Origin of the sequence: Lysinibacillus sp. FSL H8-0500, assembly GCF_038051955.1 — a bacterium.
In the GTDB taxonomy this organism is placed as follows: domain Bacteria; phylum Bacillota; class Bacilli; order Bacillales_A; family Planococcaceae; genus Lysinibacillus; species Lysinibacillus macroides.
The window spans coordinates 171184-186697 of sequence record NZ_CP150292.1 but is presented as its reverse complement, the minus strand read 5'-3'; the positions used below and the strand labels follow the sequence as shown (position 1 = coordinate 186697).

The window sequence follows — 15514 nt, the reverse complement described above, 5'->3', positions numbered from 1 at the left end:
TACTTCAATAATAAAAGATTACCTGCTTTTCACCACTAAATTAACAGCTTCTTGTATGGCCTCATTCATTTTTTCACCATCGCCTTCAGCATTTTGTACACATTCCAATAGATTTGTACTGACAATTACACCGACTGTACGGTCTACAGCAGAGCGTACAGCTGATAGTTGGGTAATCACTGCCTTACAGTCTTTTCCCTCCTCCATCATCTTTAAAATACCACGTAGCTGTCCTTCCATCCGCTTCACACGATTTTTCACTTGGTCTGAGTATTCCATAAGCTTTGCTCCTTTTGTTTATACTTATCTACGTCCTGTGTTTTAAGTAATTCATTAGCATTTTCGTAATAATGGTTCCTGCATTTGCAATTTCATCATATTGGATAATTGTATTTTTCTTTACACGTAGCTGTCCAATCTCTACCTCAAAAATAGGACACTTTCTTTTAAGTGCCGTAATCAGCATATTTGTATCATAATCATAGCGTTCTCCTTTTACCTTTATCAACCAAGGCAACTCATTGATCGAAATATAACGTAATCCCGTCTGTGTATCCATTAATTTTCGGTGGTACAATAGTTCAAAAAGTAAGGTTGTTGCACGATTGCCCCAATAGGAAAAAAATGTACTATCAGTTGAATGAAAGTTACGAACACCTAGCACAATTCCTTCTGAAAATACCTTGGTCATTGTTAAAATAAGCCTAATATCTTGTAATGTATGTTGATTATGCGCACCTACCGTAAGAACACCACGAAACATTCTTCTATGCTCTTGTATATAAGTAAAAGCTGTCTTCAATGCACCGCCCTTTCCAATATTGATATTATGTTGAAGGACTTGGCAGCCATCTATTTGTTTTAAATCTTCAAAAATATCTTTATATTTTACATCACTGCCATCATCGACCACTATAATTTGTGTAATGGTTGTTGTTAATAACTGATGGACAAAAGTAATAAGTGATTGTTGTGGATTATATGCTGGAATAATAGCTGCAATATTTTTCATTTCTCTCCCCCACTACAGGCTGACAGGTTATATGCATTTTCCTTATATCAAATAGTATCATGTAATAATAACAATTCAACTGATGAAGCCCATTAAAACTTATCAATAATATTGCTATTTTTCCGATATATGAAAGAAGAGTATTTAACGAAAGAGGTGAGTGTTATCGTCATACATAATGAAATGTTCAAAAAGCACTATCAAAAATTAAAGCAGCTATCCTTTAAAACATTGGCTAAAAATTTCCAGGAGGCTCGTATGCTTGCCGTCTCAAAGCCAACGCTATCTCTTCAAAAATCTTTTCTTGTACTAGAAGAAATTTTATATGAGGTTTATCGCTTGGAAATGCATACTAAGCCAAAACAAAAAAATGTTCGTGTAATACTCAATAATCGAAACTTTATCGCACAAATTCATCCCCGCCGTATTTATTTATTAATGAACCTTGTGTATAAAATGACCAATAGTAATAACAATGAGCTTGTGGAGGCAAAGGCAGCAAAAATTGTGTTTGATTATATAAGTGATATTGTGGAATGGTTTATTAAGCGCTATGATCGAAGGTTTCAGTCGTCTCGCCAAGCCTTTCCCTTTGAGGAGGCGACCCATCTATTCAATGACGCGTTACAGCAAGAGGAGTCTACAGAAGCTTATCAACATGCAGCTAGCTGGTTTGAGATTGCTGCAAAAAATGGAGATGCTAGCGCTCAATATAATTTAGGCGCCTTATATAATCATGGACGAGGGGTTAAAAAAGATTATACACTCGCAAAAATGTGGTATGAAAAAGCAGCAGCGCAAAATGATGCCAATGCTTATTATAGTCTTGGTGTGCTTTATCATCTTGGGCAAGGCGTGGAACAAAACTACCAGAAGGCTGCTCAGCATTATCAAATTGCTGCGGATTTAGGCAATGCAGATGCGCAGTATAACCTTGGTGTGCTTTATAACCAAGGGCTAGGCATGATGCAAAACTTTCAGGAAGCCGCAAAATGGTATACATTAGCTGCCACTCAAGGGAACACTAGCGCACAAAATAATCTTGGCTTTCTCTATCATAATGGTACAGGTGTTAAGCAAAGCTACGAGGAGGCAATTGCTTATTTTGAAATGGCTGCCCTAGCGGGAGATGCTAGTGCTCAATATAACTTGGGCTACATGTATCTGAAAGGACGCGGTATTTCACAAAATTTTGAGGAAGCAGCAAAATGGTTTCATATAGCTGCATTGCAGGATCATACAAATGCAGAATTTCAGTTAGCCATGCTCTACAATACGGGGCAAGGCATTGAGCAGGATGAACAAGAGGCTATGAAATGGTTTAAGCTTGCAGCACACAAAGGACATCTAAATGCTCAATATTGCCTTGGACTACTGTATCAAAAAGAACAAAATTTTGCGTCAGCGGAAAAATGGCTATTATTAGCTGCGGAGCAAGGACATATTAGTGCAGGCTTTGAGCTTGGGCGCATCTATGTTTATCAACTACAGCAGCCGAAAAAAGCATTGTCCTACTTAAAGGCTGCGGCTGAAAAGGGTTATGCAGATGCACAATATGAGCTTGGGTTATTACTAACAGCAGGAACGGCTATTCCTGTAAATTATACGGAGGCTGCAAAATGGTGGAGAGCAGCAACCGATCAATCACATATTCAAGCCGAGTATCAATTGGGGTTATTGTTCGAACAAGGATTAGGTGTTGCTATGGACCTTGAGGAGGCTCGTAGATGCTACCGACTCGCTGCCATTCAAGGACATGCAGGTGCACAATATCAGCTTGGTAATTTATTTGATAAAGGAAAAGGGGTCGAGCAGGATTACACAGAGGCTGCGAAATGGATTGAGCAGGCTGCAGCAAAGGGCCATATCAAGGCACAATATCAATTAGCACAAATGCACAGCCATGGACAGGGTGTGCCCAAGGATTTTGCAAGGGCTGCCCAGCTTTATCGACTCGCTGCTAATCAAGGCCATCAAAAAGCACAATTCCAGCTTGGTATGCTCTATAAAAAAGGACTTGGTGTCGCACAAGACTACCAAGAGGCAACCATGTGGTTAAAAAGATCACTTGAAAATATGGGATAAATCAAAATAGCCCATAGCACAATAAAGTGATGGTGCTGCACCCCAAAAGTTAGATTTTTAACTCTAACTTTTGGGGCGTTTTCATTATTTTCGAACCATAAATGTAACAACAATAAATAAAGCAAAGCTAATTAACAATGTAGTACCACCTATAATAAAGAATACTAATGTCAAGGTGTCGCCTAAATGAAACGGATTGATGTGATAGAACCACATGCCGAATGTTAAACCAAAAACACCGAGAATCGCTGTCCAGCCATGAATAGTTACTAACTTTTGTGATTTTACTTGGAAAACACGATAGAAAATGCCCCATGCAAACATAGTCAACCATCCAACAAGTAAAATATGCGCATGGATTGGTCGATACTCATAGCTACCTGAGCCTGACATATGTGTACCTAAATACGTTCCAATCAAAGCAAAAATTGCTGCTAATCGAATAAGACGTATACCCCATTTTTGTTCCATAAGATAAATCCTCCTAAGCTTTTGTCACTTAATTAGCAATTTATCGTGGGAACATAAACTTTATATGAACTTCTTATAACAATTTCGGGAACTGAATATAAATCTTTGTGCCAGCATTTATAGTACTTACCATCCGTATAGTGCCCTCATGCAGCTCAATAATTTCCCGGACAATAGCTAATCCTAGCCCTGTTCCCTGCTTCGTCCTTGAGGTATCTATACGGTAAAAACGTTCATATACTTTTAACAATTGCTCTGGTGTCATTCCTATACCACTATCCTCGATAAGGATATCAATAGAGCTTGCCTTCTCCTGCAAATTTATATATATTTGTCCATGCTCTTTATTATATTTAATAGCATTTGTCAGCAAATTATCCCATACATTTTGGAGCAGCTCTGCATCTCCCCCATATGTTATTTGTTCCATCTTGTAAGTGAGTTGGAGCTGTGCCTCTTCAATCTGCCAACGATATTTTCTTATTGTTTCCTTTAGCTGTTCATCTAATCGATAGGGCTTTCGTTTGATCATTCTTGTTGATTGATCGAGTGAGGTTAGTAATAATAATTGCTTTGTTAATGTAGATAAACGTTTTGTTTCAAGTTCAATAATTGTTGCATATTCTCGACGTTCCTTCTCTGCCAGTAAAGGATTTTTAAGAAGCTCAACATAGCCATGAATATTAAGCAAAGGTGACTGAAAATCATGCGATACATTACTAATAAATTCCTTTCGTATACGGTCATTTTCCTGTAATTTTTCAGTCATAATAGTAAAACTCTTTGCTAATTGACCTATTTCATCTGCACGCTCAATATCCAATGGCGTATCAAATTTTTCATGCGCAAGCTGGTGTGTTGCTACTGTTAGCTTTGTAATTGGCCGAATTAATGCCTTGGCAAATAATAACATGGCAAGCAGGCTTAATATTGCCATCACTAAAATTAATCCAGCAAGTATTGTATGTACTTCTGAAAATAATAGCCGAATATCTGGTCGGATAAACAGTGCATAGGATTGCTCATTATAGCGAAAGGGTACACCGATTGTATTAATCAGCTCGTTCGCAAAAAAGCCTGTGACAAAGGTTTCTTTCGGAAAGTCCCGCATACCATGATAGATTTCCCCACCTAATACAAGCTCAACAACCGATAATGGCAAGGTTTTATCGCGATATTGCCCACCAAAAAAGCGCTCTTCCTCACCAGTTGTTACATAAATTTGATAGCCAATATCACCAAGCGTTGCTAAATAATTATCTAAATCCTGTGGTTTAGCCTTTTCAATATAGATGGCAATATCCTGGGCAATTTTCACATTTTTCGCATCATTTTTGGCTTTTACTACTTGATGATAATAAGTATTTGTCGCTAAAAAGCCAATACACATACTCCCCACCATCACAAGCATCGTTATAATAACAAATTTACCGTATAATGTTTTCATATGATTTCCTCTAACTTATAGCCGACGCCTCGCACGGTTTTAATGATAACAGCTGTCTGATAGCGATTTAATCGTTCACGAATACGCTTAATATGGGTTGTCAATGTTTGTTCATCCCCATCATAGTCATAACCCCATATTTGTTCCATAATATAGCTACGCGTAAACACCTGATTAGGACGTGATGCTAGTAATGCCAATAATTCAAATTCCTTTAAAGGTAATAGAAGCGTCTCTTCCCCTATAACGACCTCAAAGCTTCGACGATCAATGATAAGCTTCCCTACCTGAAGGGTTACTTGATTTTTCTTATCCAATCTCCGCAATATAGCTGCTATACGAAACAATAATTCCTTTGGTTCAAAGGGCTTGACAACATAATCATCTGAGCCTGCTAAAAAGCCCCGTTCCTTATCAGCTAACTCACCCTTTGCTGTTAATAATAAAACCGAAATATCATATTCTTTCGTTAATATCTCTGTTAAGGTAAAACCATCCATCCCTGGCATCATCACATCGACTACAGCGAGATCAGGCAGATTTCCTTCTACTAATGTTAACGCCTGTTGTGCATTTTTCGCACAAAGCACCTGATAGCCTTCTTTTGTTAAATAAATCGTTACTAACTGTAAAATATGTGCATCATCATCAACAACAAGTATTTTCATGAGCCTGCCCCCGTTCAATCAAAATAAAAAATCCGCTCACTTGGAACGAATTTTATTAGTAGTTATAATTATTTTATAATGAAAAAATGGAAATCAACAGTAATATGATAAACGGTAGACCAATCACAATATAGCCTCTAGGATTGGCAAGGTTCATTGTCCAGCCGACACCAAAGCGTTTCTCGACAAAAACTGATGGGTCATGCCGATTCATATAAATTAATCCACCCTTCCAATAGCGGTCTTCATCGACATCCATTACTTGTGAATCAATATTTTCCTTATAGTGCACTTTATGCTTATGTTTTTTCATTGCATACACTACTAATGATCCAAGCACAACTACTAAAAATAAAATAAACAGTGGTAAAAGTTTATAGCCCTCAATTGCAGAGGGGTAAATATTACTTAACTGCAACACTGTCATTAAAATTGTTAAAGCATAGCTTACCAATAGAAGATTCCAACTGATATATTTCCGTGTCTTAAGCTGATCTTCCAATGATTCCTCCTTGCGATTAACTGCTAGCTTAATGGCAGATCGTTTAATAGAATCTGTAATTCCCCACATCATACATTGCATTAGCAGCATAAGTAGTGGCAATGACATAGCTGTGAAATATGTTTTCTCTTGCCAAGCATCCGCTTCTCCACTTGGTCCCCAATGTACCGCTATATTTGCTGGCATTTGGTCATAATGCAACACTGTATAAATCATTAAAAATATAGTGATAGCTAAAGGTACAGCAAAAAATGACCAAGGTAGCATTTCATCACGGCTACGTGCTGTTAAGTCAATTGCACGCACTTGTTTAATATGCAATCCCCACTGTTCCTGATTTTTCAGTGCAGATACCTTTTGATGATTCATCCAGTACAGACACATGCTTACTATTAACATACCGAATAAACAGCCAACTAGAACAAGACTTTGCATTGATTCCGATGAAGCTAGCATTTTATAGCCCATAACCATCATAATGAACAAGACGAAACCTGCACTCCCTACAATTTGGACATAACGCTTCTTCATCTTAGCTAAAGTAGGATGTTTAATATTTTGCTCTGGCACTGTTACGCCAAAAACAATCGTTTCTTGAACAATAAATGGCACAATGATCTGCAAAATGAATGTTATGATGTAGATTGTACTAAAAACACCAAGTAGCATTTTCCTACACTCCCTCTGCTGGTATTTGTAAATCAGCAAACACCTTTTTCATCATGTGCTCAATCTGTTCTGCTGTTGCGCCGAGCACCATACCTTCTGCCACAACAGGCTTTAAATTCTTTTCGATTTGTCTCAGTTGTTCAGGCGTTAAAGCTCTCTCTTCTGTAGAACATATAACCGCCCCTGACTTAGCTCGTATAGTAATAATACCCTTGGCCTCTAATTCATGATAACTTTTATTGACCGTATGCATATTTACCCCTAAATCAGCAGCCAAGCTTCGCACAGATGGTAGCGTATCCCCTGGCTGCATATCACCTCTTGCAATACCTTCAATAATTTGTCGTGTCACCTGTTCATAGATAGGTATAGCAGAATGCGGTTCTATTTGAATAAACATTGTTATCAACTCCATATTTGTTATATAAATAGTATAACAAATATAAAAGCCATTGAAAAACAATTATGTGAAGGATATTTTAGAAAATTTTCTTTGGCAAAAAAAATCTGCATAGACACATAGTCTCGCAGATTTTTGTACAACAAAAGATGCCTTACAAGCTCCCCATCTAAGCTAGCAAGACATCTTCCCCCTTTTAAATCTCTTTACTTTTTATAAATAGACCCCTTTTATAACGCATGCTCATTTCTTTAGATAAAGTGAAGTAGGTTGAACTGTACTTGTGTATAGTTCTTTTTAGGAAAGTTTGATTAAGTTAGTAGATTTATCGTTTACGCTAATTTTTTATACCCTGGAAGTGTCAAGAATTCCGTAAATTCATCTTGTTCAATTAAAGATTTAAACAATTCAGCAGCTTCTTCATAGCGACCATCGTTATAGGCTTGTTCCCCAACAGCCTCTTTAATTTTCACAAGCTCTTCCTCCAAGATTTTTAGCACAATGACTAAGTAATATGGCGACCATCCTCTAAAATATCTGTTGGATGTCGAACGAGGAATTTCTGCTGTCGCAGTATCCTCCCTTTTGACGTTCTTGACAAGCCTCTAATAGCTTTTCTATCTTTGCTTACAATTGTAACTTTGTCACCTCTGCTTTAGGAGAAGCAGAGGTGACTGCTCTATGATTATGAATTTAGGAATACACGTAATTTAAGAAAGCTTAGACAAACTGTTCTGTTTCTGTAGAACCAGCCATTGCCGTTGTAGAAGAAGTACCACCAGAGATTACTTGAGAAACATCATCAAAGTATCCAGTACCTACTTCACGTTGGTGACGTGTAGCTGTATAGCCTTTTGATTCAGATGCAAACTCAGCTTGTTGTAGCTTAGAGTATGCAGCCATACCATTATCTTTATAATCATGTGCAAGCTCAAACATAGAGTGGTTTAGTGCATGGAAACCAGCTAATGTAACGAATTGGAATTTATACCCTAGTTTTCCAAGCTCGCGTTGATACTCTGCAATTTCCTCTTCAGAAAGGTTTGCTTTCCAGTTGAATGAAGGTGAGCAGTTGTATGCAAGCATTTTACCTGGGAACTGTGCATGAATAGCCGCAGCAAATTCACGAGCTTCCTCAAGCGATGGCTTAGAAGTTTCACACCAAATTAAATCTGCATATGGTGCGTAAGCTAAACCACGAGCAATTGCTTGTTTAATACCTGGATTTGTACGGAAGAAGCCTTCTGGTGTACGTTCGCCAGTAATGAACTCTGCATCACGTGGGTCAATATCTGATGTAACCATATCTGCAGCGTCAGCATCTGTACGAGCGATTAAAATTGTATCTACACCCATAACATCTGTTGCTAAACGAGCAGCTACTAGGTTACGCACAGCATTTTGTGTTGGCAGTAAAACTTTTCCTCCCAAGTGACCACATTTCTTTTCAGAAGCTAATTGATCCTCTAAGTGAACGCCAGCCGCTCCAGCTTCAATCATGCCTTTTACAAGTTCGAATACGTTTAGTGGGCCACCAAAGCCTGCCTCTGCATCTGCTACGATTGGTGCGAACCAGTCGAATTCATCTGCTCGTCCTTCAGCATGGTCAATTTGGTCTGCACGTTGAAGTGCTTGGTTAATACGTTTTACTACTGCTGGTACAGAGTTTGCTGGATATAATGATTGGTCAGGATACATTTGTCCTGAAAGGTTTGCATCTGCAGCTACTTGCCAACCCGATAGATAGATCGCCTGTAAGCCTGCTTTTACTTGTTGTACTGCTTGGTTACCTGTTAATGCACCTAATGCATTGATAAATGGCTCTTCATGTAACGAATTCCAAAGTCGTTTAGCGCCCTTTTGTGCTAGTGTTTGTTCCACTATAACAGTTCCTTGTAGTTTAACAACCTCTTCTGCTGAATATGAGCGTTCAATCCCAGCCCAGCGTGGGTTTTCAGCCCATTGTTTTTCTAAAGCTTCGATTCTTTCTTGACGAGTTGACATATTGAAATTCCACCTTCCCCTTTGTGTACAATATACTCTGTTAAAAAACTTTTAATCTACTGTTCCATAACAGGTTTATTTGTTGTAAATTAATATATAACAGAATATTTAAATTTTCATTATTTTTTGATAAAAGACCAAATTTCCAAGATGAAACCGCTTTTTTTCGCGATGAAATTTGGAAGACTGTTTACAAACAAGGGGGATATTCTCAATGAATAATAAGTCAAATTCTTGCACAAAAGATATTTCACAACAGTATATTACGATGTTGAAAGACTGGATTCCTACTGATGCATCCATAGCCATTGCTGTTGAAAATACGTACATTTATTTTCATTCAAGTCATCAAAATATCCGCCTCGAGGTGGGGCAACCCGTATTGCCAGGTAGTATCGCTGGACAGGTGTTACAGACACGCCAAAAAACTGAGGCCATTTTAGATAACTCTTTATTTGATACACCCTATTATGGAATTGGTTATCCGATTAACTTGCAAAATCAACCAGCAGCATTGGTAGTGGTCTTACCTCCATCCTTCTCTGCCAAAAAGACAGAGCCATTTCAATTTTTAACTGGCAAGCAAGAGGAAGAATGGAACCCTATAGCTATCAATAAAATATCTCATATAGAAAGTCTGCAGAAAAAAACGTGGTTTTATGTAGATAGTGAACAATTTAAAACGACTATTACGCTTAAGGAGCTACAAACAAGATTGCCATCCTATTTTATCCGTATTCATAGATCCTATATTGTCAATATTCATTTTATAAAAAAGATGGCTCGTGACCTCACATCAAATTTTATTGTTACACTAATTGATGGCAGTGAACTACCAGTAAGTCAGTCCTATATTACGAATCTTAGAAATGCCCTTGAATTTTAGAAATAGTAAGCGGCTGAAGTTGGAATGGAAACCTCAGCCGCATAAATTTTATCCACTTGTAAAAACGAATGCTTTATGAACGTATATCATTAGCTATTACATGGTACATAAAGTGAACCTTGATTCAGCGAAGGCTTTCCTCATCTCCTACTGATTGGACATTTCACCAATCGAGTTCTTATAGGCTAAAAAGTAATTATTTCATTCAAGACTATCTCTTTGATTGTTTAGCAAGCACCTGCTGAGGTTTTTCTTGCTCAAAGCGTTTCTTCTTTGTTACATCTAATTGTGTAATACTGCCATTATGAATCGTTATGGTGATTGCTCCATAGCTAATGTTCGATAAATGATCTACAATTTCCTTGAATACATCTGCTTTTATATTTGTCATCATGAAACTCCCCTCAATGCTTTACTTTTAAATTGATTTCGAGCATATTGTACATCTAGTTGGAGCTGCTGAATCAGCGCTTCTATACTCTTAAATTTTTTCTCTGGTCGTATCGGAAATACAATTTTAACATTCATATGCTCTTCATAAATGCTTTCCTGAAAATCTAAAATATGCACCTCTACTGTCTGATGATTACCATCATTAAATGTTGGACGATTACCAATATTCATCACACCATTGTATAACTGATTCTTTAAATAAACCTCTACACCATATACACCATTCGTCGGAATACAGCTGGCAGAATTCGCTATATTGGCAGTTGGAAAGCCTATTGTTCTGCCAAGCTGCTTACCGTGCCTTACTTCTCCTTCAATAGATTGAAGCAATGCTGTCATATGATTCCCTCCTCCTCTTAAAATCTAGTATACTTACTGATCACTAATTAAACATATAATTTTAGTATGTTTTAGAATTAAACTTTTCTGTACTAAATTGTTGTAACGCATATGCTAGATTCCCTTGACCAAATTTATAAAATTTAGCACTTTTACTGGGCTGAACATACTTTTTTAAAAAAGACACGATAGCTTTTCTACGATCATAAATATGATGATAACCTGTAGCAAAGAGCTTTTCGTCAATTGTATTATACACGCCTCGATTGATCGAAAATGTCATCTCACACCATTTCGCAAATCGTAAATCAGGTACATGATAAATCTCCTCGAAATCCATATTTTTATCCATTCCTGCTCCTCCTTTACAATTCTTTGTATGTAAACAGAAAAGGTTCCTTATCAATTAATGGACAAGGAACCTCTAGTCGACTAGTGGGTATAGTATATTGGTTAAATTCATTTTGCCTCCGTATGATTATGGCCGCATGAGCATAAATAATTTCAAAACTTTTGAAGGATATATTCTATGTTGATTATAATACTCAATAAAAACATTAAAGTAAAGTATTTTTATAAGAATTGTTTATTTTAATTTTTGCATTCATTAAAAGAATTATAAAATGAACATATGCATCATAGACATATTTATTTCGTGGAAAAAGCTCCCCTATATTGGGCTGCTGTATGGCGCTTATTTAACTTATCTTCTCCAAATAGAGAACGACGGAATGTTTGATTTTCTTCTAGTTGCTCTAATGATGTTGCTAAGCCCCGCTCACGTAAAACGGGCAATACATCTGTTATAAATTGCTCATAGGAGGTAGGAATTGTTTCGTTAATAACATTTATACCATCTACTCCTGCGTTGGACCATTGCTCTAATTGATCAGCAATCGACTCGGGAGTTCCGACAATACGACTAGCCTTACTTCGTAAATAGAGAAGGTCTCTCACAGTCAATACATTTCCTGGTACACTTTGCTTTAGCCATTGTAAAGTACTCTGAATGCCCTCTGTTTCAACATCTTCAATTGATGCATCTAAATCCAAATATCCTAAATCGACACCAATGCCTCCACCTGCATGCGCTAAAATAGAATCTATATCAATTTTGCTGTCAAGCTCAGCCTCTTTCTGCCTTGCCTCCTCCTCTGTTGCACCAATCACAAAAGATAAGCCTTGATAAAACTTAATATCCTCTGCATATCTACCATACTTAACAGCCAAATCACGTGTTTCTTGTATTAATTTTTTAGCATTTTCAGGATCTGGGGAAATAATAAATATCGCTTCCGCATGTCGCGCGCCAAAAGCTCGACCAATTGCTGATGCGCCAGCTTGGAATAAGACAGGTGTTCGTTGTGGTGACGGCGCTACAAGATGTGGTCCCTCTACCTGATAATACGTACCTACATGATGAATTTTGTGTACCTTCGTAGGATCAGCATAAATTCCCCGTTCACGATCCTGTAAAAGTGCTCCCTCATCCCATGAACCTTCCCAAAGTTTATATAGCACATCCACATACTCCTCAGCCCAGTTGTAACGTTCATCATGTGCCACCAATTTTTCATGACCAAAATTACGATAGGCATTTTCCTGTGCATTCGTTACAATATTCCAAGCAATACGTCCATTAGAAACATGATCAAGCGTCGATACACGCCTTGCAAAATTAAATGGCGGCTCTTGTAACGGAGCTGCTGTAAACGCCAACCCAATGCGATTTGTATTAACAGCTAAAGCAGATAGGATAGTCATCGGATCATTACTCGGAATTTGTAAGCCTGCTTTTACGTGATGTTCCCATCCATTTTTATAATTGCCATAAAGTCCTACAACATCAGCAAAGAAAATAGCATCGAACCCTCCAGCTTCTAATTTTTTAGCTAAATCAATCCACAAATTAATATTTTGAAAATCAATTTGCTTTCCGTTCTCATCGCGCCAAAGACCATGGATAATATGAGACGCTGTATTCATGACAAAAGCTGAAAATGATAGTGGTTTTACCATACACATCCGTCCTTTCAGTTATTAAATATATAGATAGACTTACTTGGTATAAGATTAAAAATAAACCTCATTTATTGGCAATTGCTTATTGTTTACTACAAAATCGCCAATTGCTCTCGCTTTATAGACCGCTGGGTTATGTGAAACAAGCGTTCTGATGTTTCGCCAATGTCGATCTAAAAATGCACTCTTTCTAGTCGCAGAGGCTCCTCCGACATCAAATAATTTTGTCGCTGCCCTCAATGCTAATTCATCAATAATCACTTTTGTTTGTGCAACGACTAATGACGCTTGATGGCTTAAATCATAAGGAATATTGCCTTGCTCAGCATGACTACTGGCTTCATCTAATACATCGGCGGCTGCTAAAAGCATGGACTGTGCAGCAAATACAATGCTCGACAGTTCACCAATTATTTGTAATAATTGTGGATCCTGCCGTGGCAGTTGTGCCGCAGCAAAACTAAAGGTGCGCTTCCTACTTTGAATAAGTGTCGCACTATCTCCCACAATACTGTTTAAAATTCCAACAATGACTGCCTGTAAATACAATTGTGGAAAGGCATTGAATGGTGTTTTTCCTTTTAGCTTCTTAAATAGTTCATTGCGGTGTACTTTAACATTTTGAAATTTTGTTGTCCCGCTACCTGTTAGCTCCTGTCCAATACCATCCCAATCGTCCTCAATCGTTATACCTATCCGATCTGTTGGAATGATGACTGCTATAGGCTCAGCATTAACATCTAGTGTTGTCACAACAACTAAATCAGCATATAGCGTACCTGTACTAAAATATTTAATACCGTTTAGTCGATAATCTTGCCCATCTGCGGTCAATTTCGTGTTAAATACTAAACTACCTGCTTGATGCGGGGAATTTTCTGTTACTGCATTGCCAATAATAACGCCATCAGCAATTTGGGCTAACAATGCTGTATGGCGACCATCTATATTTTCTCGCAAAAGCTGCTCTACATAGCTGTAATGTGCTCGTAAAATATGAGCTACATCGGAATCTGCCTCAGCCAATTGTGCAACAAATCGGAACAGTTGACGTAAATTATACCCTTTCCCACCTTTTTGGGCTGGTAACTGCAACGCCCCTAATCTATTTTTTTTAATCAGCTCCATTGCATCATAGGGATGTACTAGAGAATGATTGCTTCGTCTTTGTTTAGCATCCTCCGCAATCTCAAGCAAAATCTTATCGACTACTTGTAAATGAATCTTTTCGTCCATTTAATCCCTCTTTCTTTATAGACTCGGCGTCATTTTTTCGATATTTTTTCTTATAATTACCTCTGTCAATTCACCGCTTACTTTCTCAACAATTTCTCCATTCTCATTAATGAAAAATGTGATTGGTAAATTTAAAACTTGATAGGCTGAGGACACTTTGCCACGACGATCTAATAGAATGGGAAAGCTGCTATTTTTCTCCGAAATAAATGGTGTTACAATACGCATTGGCTCCTCCACATTAATCGCTAATACTTCTACGCCTTGATTTTTATAATTTTGATAGGCCTTTTCAAGAACAGGAAATTCTCGTTCACATGGCGGACAGGAAGTAGCCCAAAAATTAACAATTAACCCATTTTCAACATAATCAATCAAACTATGCTGTTTGCCTTGCAGGTCACTTAAAGTAAAATTGACTGCTACTCCTTCTGGGTCTGTCGTAAGTGTAGTGTTAGGCTGACTATAAATTTGCTGTACTACTATGTAAATCATTGTGAAAAATAAAATAAGAATAAGTGCTTTATTTATAAAAGATTTAGCATGCAATGAAAATCACTCACTTTTTAAATTCATCCAGAATAAAATACGTTTCTTTATTTTCTCAAAGCCCACAATAATAATTAAAATAATAATGCTATTAAAAATAATGCCTGCTAAAACATAATCATATTGTGAAAAATCTGTATAGTATAATACGAAATGCCCCATTCCTGATTGTGCTCCGAACATCTCTGCCATAATTAAGACAATAAATGATAATGTTAAGGACGTGCCAACCCCACCTAAAATATGTGGTGAGCTCGCAGGTAGTACAACCTTCCAAATGAAATCCCAGCCTTTTAAGCCGATTGTTCGGGTATTATCCCAATAGTGTCGATCAATAAGTATCACTCCTTGGATCGTCCCTAAAAAAATAGGCCAAAATGCACCAATAAATAAAATAGCGATTGATGCTAGCTTAAATGTTGGTAATAATGCAATCGCATAGGGAATAAACAATGTTGGCGGTAATGGACTTACTGTATGGAACAATGGAGAGAAAACTTCCCTCCATCTTTCATGTAAGCCAAAGAACAGCCCTCCTCCAATGCCCAAAATAAGCGCAGCTACTAAGGCTGGAATTAACAGACCCATTGAGCTAAAAAAACCTTTTATTAATTCCCCAATTGCACTGATAAACGACTCGATAATTTTAACGGCTGGCGGAAAAATCACTGGATTTAAAAGACTGCTATATGTCGTAATAAAAACCCAAGCTGCTATTACAGCAAGTACTATGAATACGGTAATAGTATACTTTTTGACAATATTAATCAT

18 protein-coding genes are annotated in these 15514 nt (G+C 37.5%); 2 read left to right on the top strand and 16 right to left on the bottom strand.

Annotation, left to right across the window (positions count from 1 at the left end; genetic code table 11):
- Positions 1–18: 18 nt before the first annotated feature.
- Both MHB44_RS00935 and MHB44_RS00930 read right to left on the bottom strand, forming a co-directional pair.
- Positions 19–279, bottom strand: a complete 261-nt coding sequence (locus MHB44_RS00935) for a metal-sensitive transcriptional regulator (RefSeq protein WP_053993550.1) — start codon at positions 277–279, stop codon at positions 19–21.
- Between the two features lie 28 nt (positions 280–307).
- Positions 308–1012, bottom strand: a complete 705-nt coding sequence (locus tag MHB44_RS00930; protein ID WP_341301204.1) for a glycosyltransferase family 2 protein — start codon at positions 1010–1012, stop codon at positions 308–310.
- 156 nt (positions 1013–1168) lie between these two features.
- On the opposite strand from MHB44_RS00930, the gene MHB44_RS00925 reads away from it, so the two are divergent.
- Complete coding sequence (locus MHB44_RS00925; protein ID WP_341301203.1) at positions 1169–3097, top strand: SEL1-like repeat protein; 1929 nt, start codon at positions 1169–1171, stop codon at positions 3095–3097.
- Between the two features lie 84 nt (positions 3098–3181).
- On the opposite strand, the gene MHB44_RS00920 is transcribed toward MHB44_RS00925, so the two are convergent.
- The 7 genes from MHB44_RS00920 to aceA all read right to left on the bottom strand — a co-directional run bounded on the left by MHB44_RS00920 (position 3182) and on the right by aceA (position 9258).
- A complete protein-coding gene (locus MHB44_RS00920; protein ID WP_341301202.1) occupies positions 3182–3568 on the bottom strand; it encodes a hypothetical protein in 387 nt (128 codons plus the stop codon).
- A gap of 73 nt (positions 3569–3641) precedes the next feature.
- Positions 3642–5015, bottom strand: coding sequence for a HAMP domain-containing sensor histidine kinase (locus tag MHB44_RS00915; RefSeq protein ID WP_341301201.1), 1374 nt, complete (start codon positions 5013–5015; stop codon positions 3642–3644).
- Entirely contained in the window at positions 5012–5683 is a 672-nt protein-coding gene (locus MHB44_RS00910) for a response regulator transcription factor (RefSeq protein ID WP_341301200.1), read from the bottom strand. The genes MHB44_RS00915 and MHB44_RS00910 overlap by 4 nt, the downstream gene beginning before the upstream one ends.
- Positions 5684–5756: 73 nt before the next feature.
- Positions 5757–6854 (bottom strand): DUF5808 domain-containing protein, encoded by a 1098-nt coding sequence (locus MHB44_RS00905; RefSeq protein WP_341301199.1) that lies wholly within the window; start codon positions 6852–6854, stop codon positions 5757–5759.
- 4 nt (positions 6855–6858) lie between these two features.
- Positions 6859–7254: a GntR family transcriptional regulator gene (locus MHB44_RS00900; RefSeq protein WP_341301198.1), complete on the bottom strand. Its 396-nt coding sequence runs from the start codon at positions 7252–7254 to the stop codon at positions 6859–6861.
- A 332-nt stretch (positions 7255–7586) separates the two neighbouring features.
- Positions 7587–7814, bottom strand: a complete 228-nt coding sequence (locus MHB44_RS00895; RefSeq protein ID WP_341302898.1) for a hypothetical protein — start codon at positions 7812–7814, stop codon at positions 7587–7589.
- 160 nt (positions 7815–7974) lie between these two features.
- Positions 7975–9258 carry an isocitrate lyase gene (gene aceA / locus MHB44_RS00890; RefSeq protein WP_341301197.1) on the bottom strand — a complete coding sequence of 428 codons (1284 nt, stop codon included), beginning with the start codon at positions 9256–9258 and terminating at the stop codon, positions 7975–7977.
- A 214-nt stretch (positions 9259–9472) separates the two neighbouring features.
- On the opposite strand from aceA, the gene MHB44_RS00885 reads away from it, so the two are divergent.
- Complete coding sequence (locus MHB44_RS00885) at positions 9473–10144, top strand: LytTR family DNA-binding domain-containing protein (protein ID WP_341301196.1); 672 nt, start codon at positions 9473–9475, stop codon at positions 10142–10144.
- Between the two features lie 211 nt (positions 10145–10355).
- Here the strand turns inward: MHB44_RS00885 and MHB44_RS00880 are convergent, their stop codons facing one another.
- The 7 genes from MHB44_RS00880 to MHB44_RS00850 form a co-directional block, all read right to left on the bottom strand.
- The gene (locus MHB44_RS00880; RefSeq protein ID WP_083448437.1) at positions 10356–10538 is read right to left on the bottom strand and encodes a YezD family protein; all 183 of its coding nucleotides are present in this window, start codon (positions 10536–10538) and stop codon (positions 10356–10358) included.
- Positions 10535–10936, bottom strand: a complete 402-nt coding sequence (locus tag MHB44_RS00875; protein WP_341301195.1) for a riboflavin kinase — start codon at positions 10934–10936, stop codon at positions 10535–10537. Before MHB44_RS00875 ends, MHB44_RS00880 begins: the two co-directional genes overlap by 4 nt.
- A gap of 61 nt (positions 10937–10997) precedes the next feature.
- Positions 10998–11288 carry a hypothetical protein gene (locus MHB44_RS00870; RefSeq protein WP_341301194.1) on the bottom strand — a complete coding sequence of 97 codons (291 nt, stop codon included), beginning with the start codon at positions 11286–11288 and terminating at the stop codon, positions 10998–11000.
- A gap of 296 nt (positions 11289–11584) precedes the next feature.
- Positions 11585–12955 (bottom strand): LLM class flavin-dependent oxidoreductase, encoded by a 1371-nt coding sequence (locus MHB44_RS00865; RefSeq protein WP_341301193.1) that lies wholly within the window; start codon positions 12953–12955, stop codon positions 11585–11587.
- A 54-nt stretch (positions 12956–13009) separates the two neighbouring features.
- Positions 13010–14194: an acyl-CoA dehydrogenase gene (locus tag MHB44_RS00860; RefSeq protein WP_341301192.1), complete on the bottom strand. Its 1185-nt coding sequence runs from the start codon at positions 14192–14194 to the stop codon at positions 13010–13012.
- Between the two features lie 15 nt (positions 14195–14209).
- Positions 14210–14743 (bottom strand): redoxin domain-containing protein, encoded by a 534-nt coding sequence (locus MHB44_RS00855; RefSeq protein ID WP_341301191.1) that lies wholly within the window; start codon positions 14741–14743, stop codon positions 14210–14212.
- 6 nt (positions 14744–14749) lie between these two features.
- Positions 14750–15514, bottom strand: a complete 765-nt coding sequence (locus MHB44_RS00850; protein WP_341301190.1) for an ABC transporter permease subunit — start codon at positions 15512–15514, stop codon at positions 14750–14752.

Bases quoted from the DNA above. Each gene is read 5' to 3' on its own strand.
- MHB44_RS00930 (WP_341301204.1), bottom strand. From the start codon at position 1,012: ATGAAAAATATTGCAGCTATTATTCCAGCATATAATCCACAACAATCA.
- aceA (WP_341301197.1), bottom strand. From the start codon at position 9,258: ATGTCAACTCGTCAAGAAAGAATCGAAGCTTTAGAAAAACAATGGGCT.
- MHB44_RS00850 (WP_341301190.1), bottom strand. From the start codon at position 15,514: ATGATTAATATTGTCAAAAAGTATACTATTACCGTATTCATAGTACTT.
- MHB44_RS00865 (WP_341301193.1), bottom strand. From the start codon at position 12,955: ATGGTAAAACCACTATCATTTTCAGCTTTTGTCATGAATACAGCGTCT.
- MHB44_RS00885 (WP_341301196.1), top strand. From the start codon at position 9,473: ATGAATAATAAGTCAAATTCTTGCACAAAAGATATTTCACAACAGTAT.
- MHB44_RS00935 (WP_053993550.1), bottom strand. From the start codon at position 279: ATGGAATACTCAGACCAAGTGAAAAATCGTGTGAAGCGGATGGAAGGA.
- MHB44_RS00875 (WP_341301195.1), bottom strand. From the start codon at position 10,936: ATGACAGCATTGCTTCAATCTATTGAAGGAGAAGTAAGGCACGGTAAG.
- MHB44_RS00900 (WP_341301198.1), bottom strand. From the start codon at position 7,254: ATGTTTATTCAAATAGAACCGCATTCTGCTATACCTATCTATGAACAG.
- MHB44_RS00905 (WP_341301199.1), bottom strand. From the start codon at position 6,854: ATGCTACTTGGTGTTTTTAGTACAATCTACATCATAACATTCATTTTG.
- MHB44_RS00870 (WP_341301194.1), bottom strand. From the start codon at position 11,288: ATGGATAAAAATATGGATTTCGAGGAGATTTATCATGTACCTGATTTA.
- MHB44_RS00915 (WP_341301201.1), bottom strand. From the start codon at position 5,015: ATGAAAACATTATACGGTAAATTTGTTATTATAACGATGCTTGTGATG.
- MHB44_RS00860 (WP_341301192.1), bottom strand. From the start codon at position 14,194: ATGGACGAAAAGATTCATTTACAAGTAGTCGATAAGATTTTGCTTGAG.
- MHB44_RS00880 (WP_083448437.1), bottom strand. From the start codon at position 10,538: ATGATGACAAATATAAAAGCAGATGTATTCAAGGAAATTGTAGATCAT.
- MHB44_RS00920 (WP_341301202.1), bottom strand. From the start codon at position 3,568: ATGGAACAAAAATGGGGTATACGTCTTATTCGATTAGCAGCAATTTTT.
- MHB44_RS00910 (WP_341301200.1), bottom strand. From the start codon at position 5,683: ATGAAAATACTTGTTGTTGATGATGATGCACATATTTTACAGTTAGTA.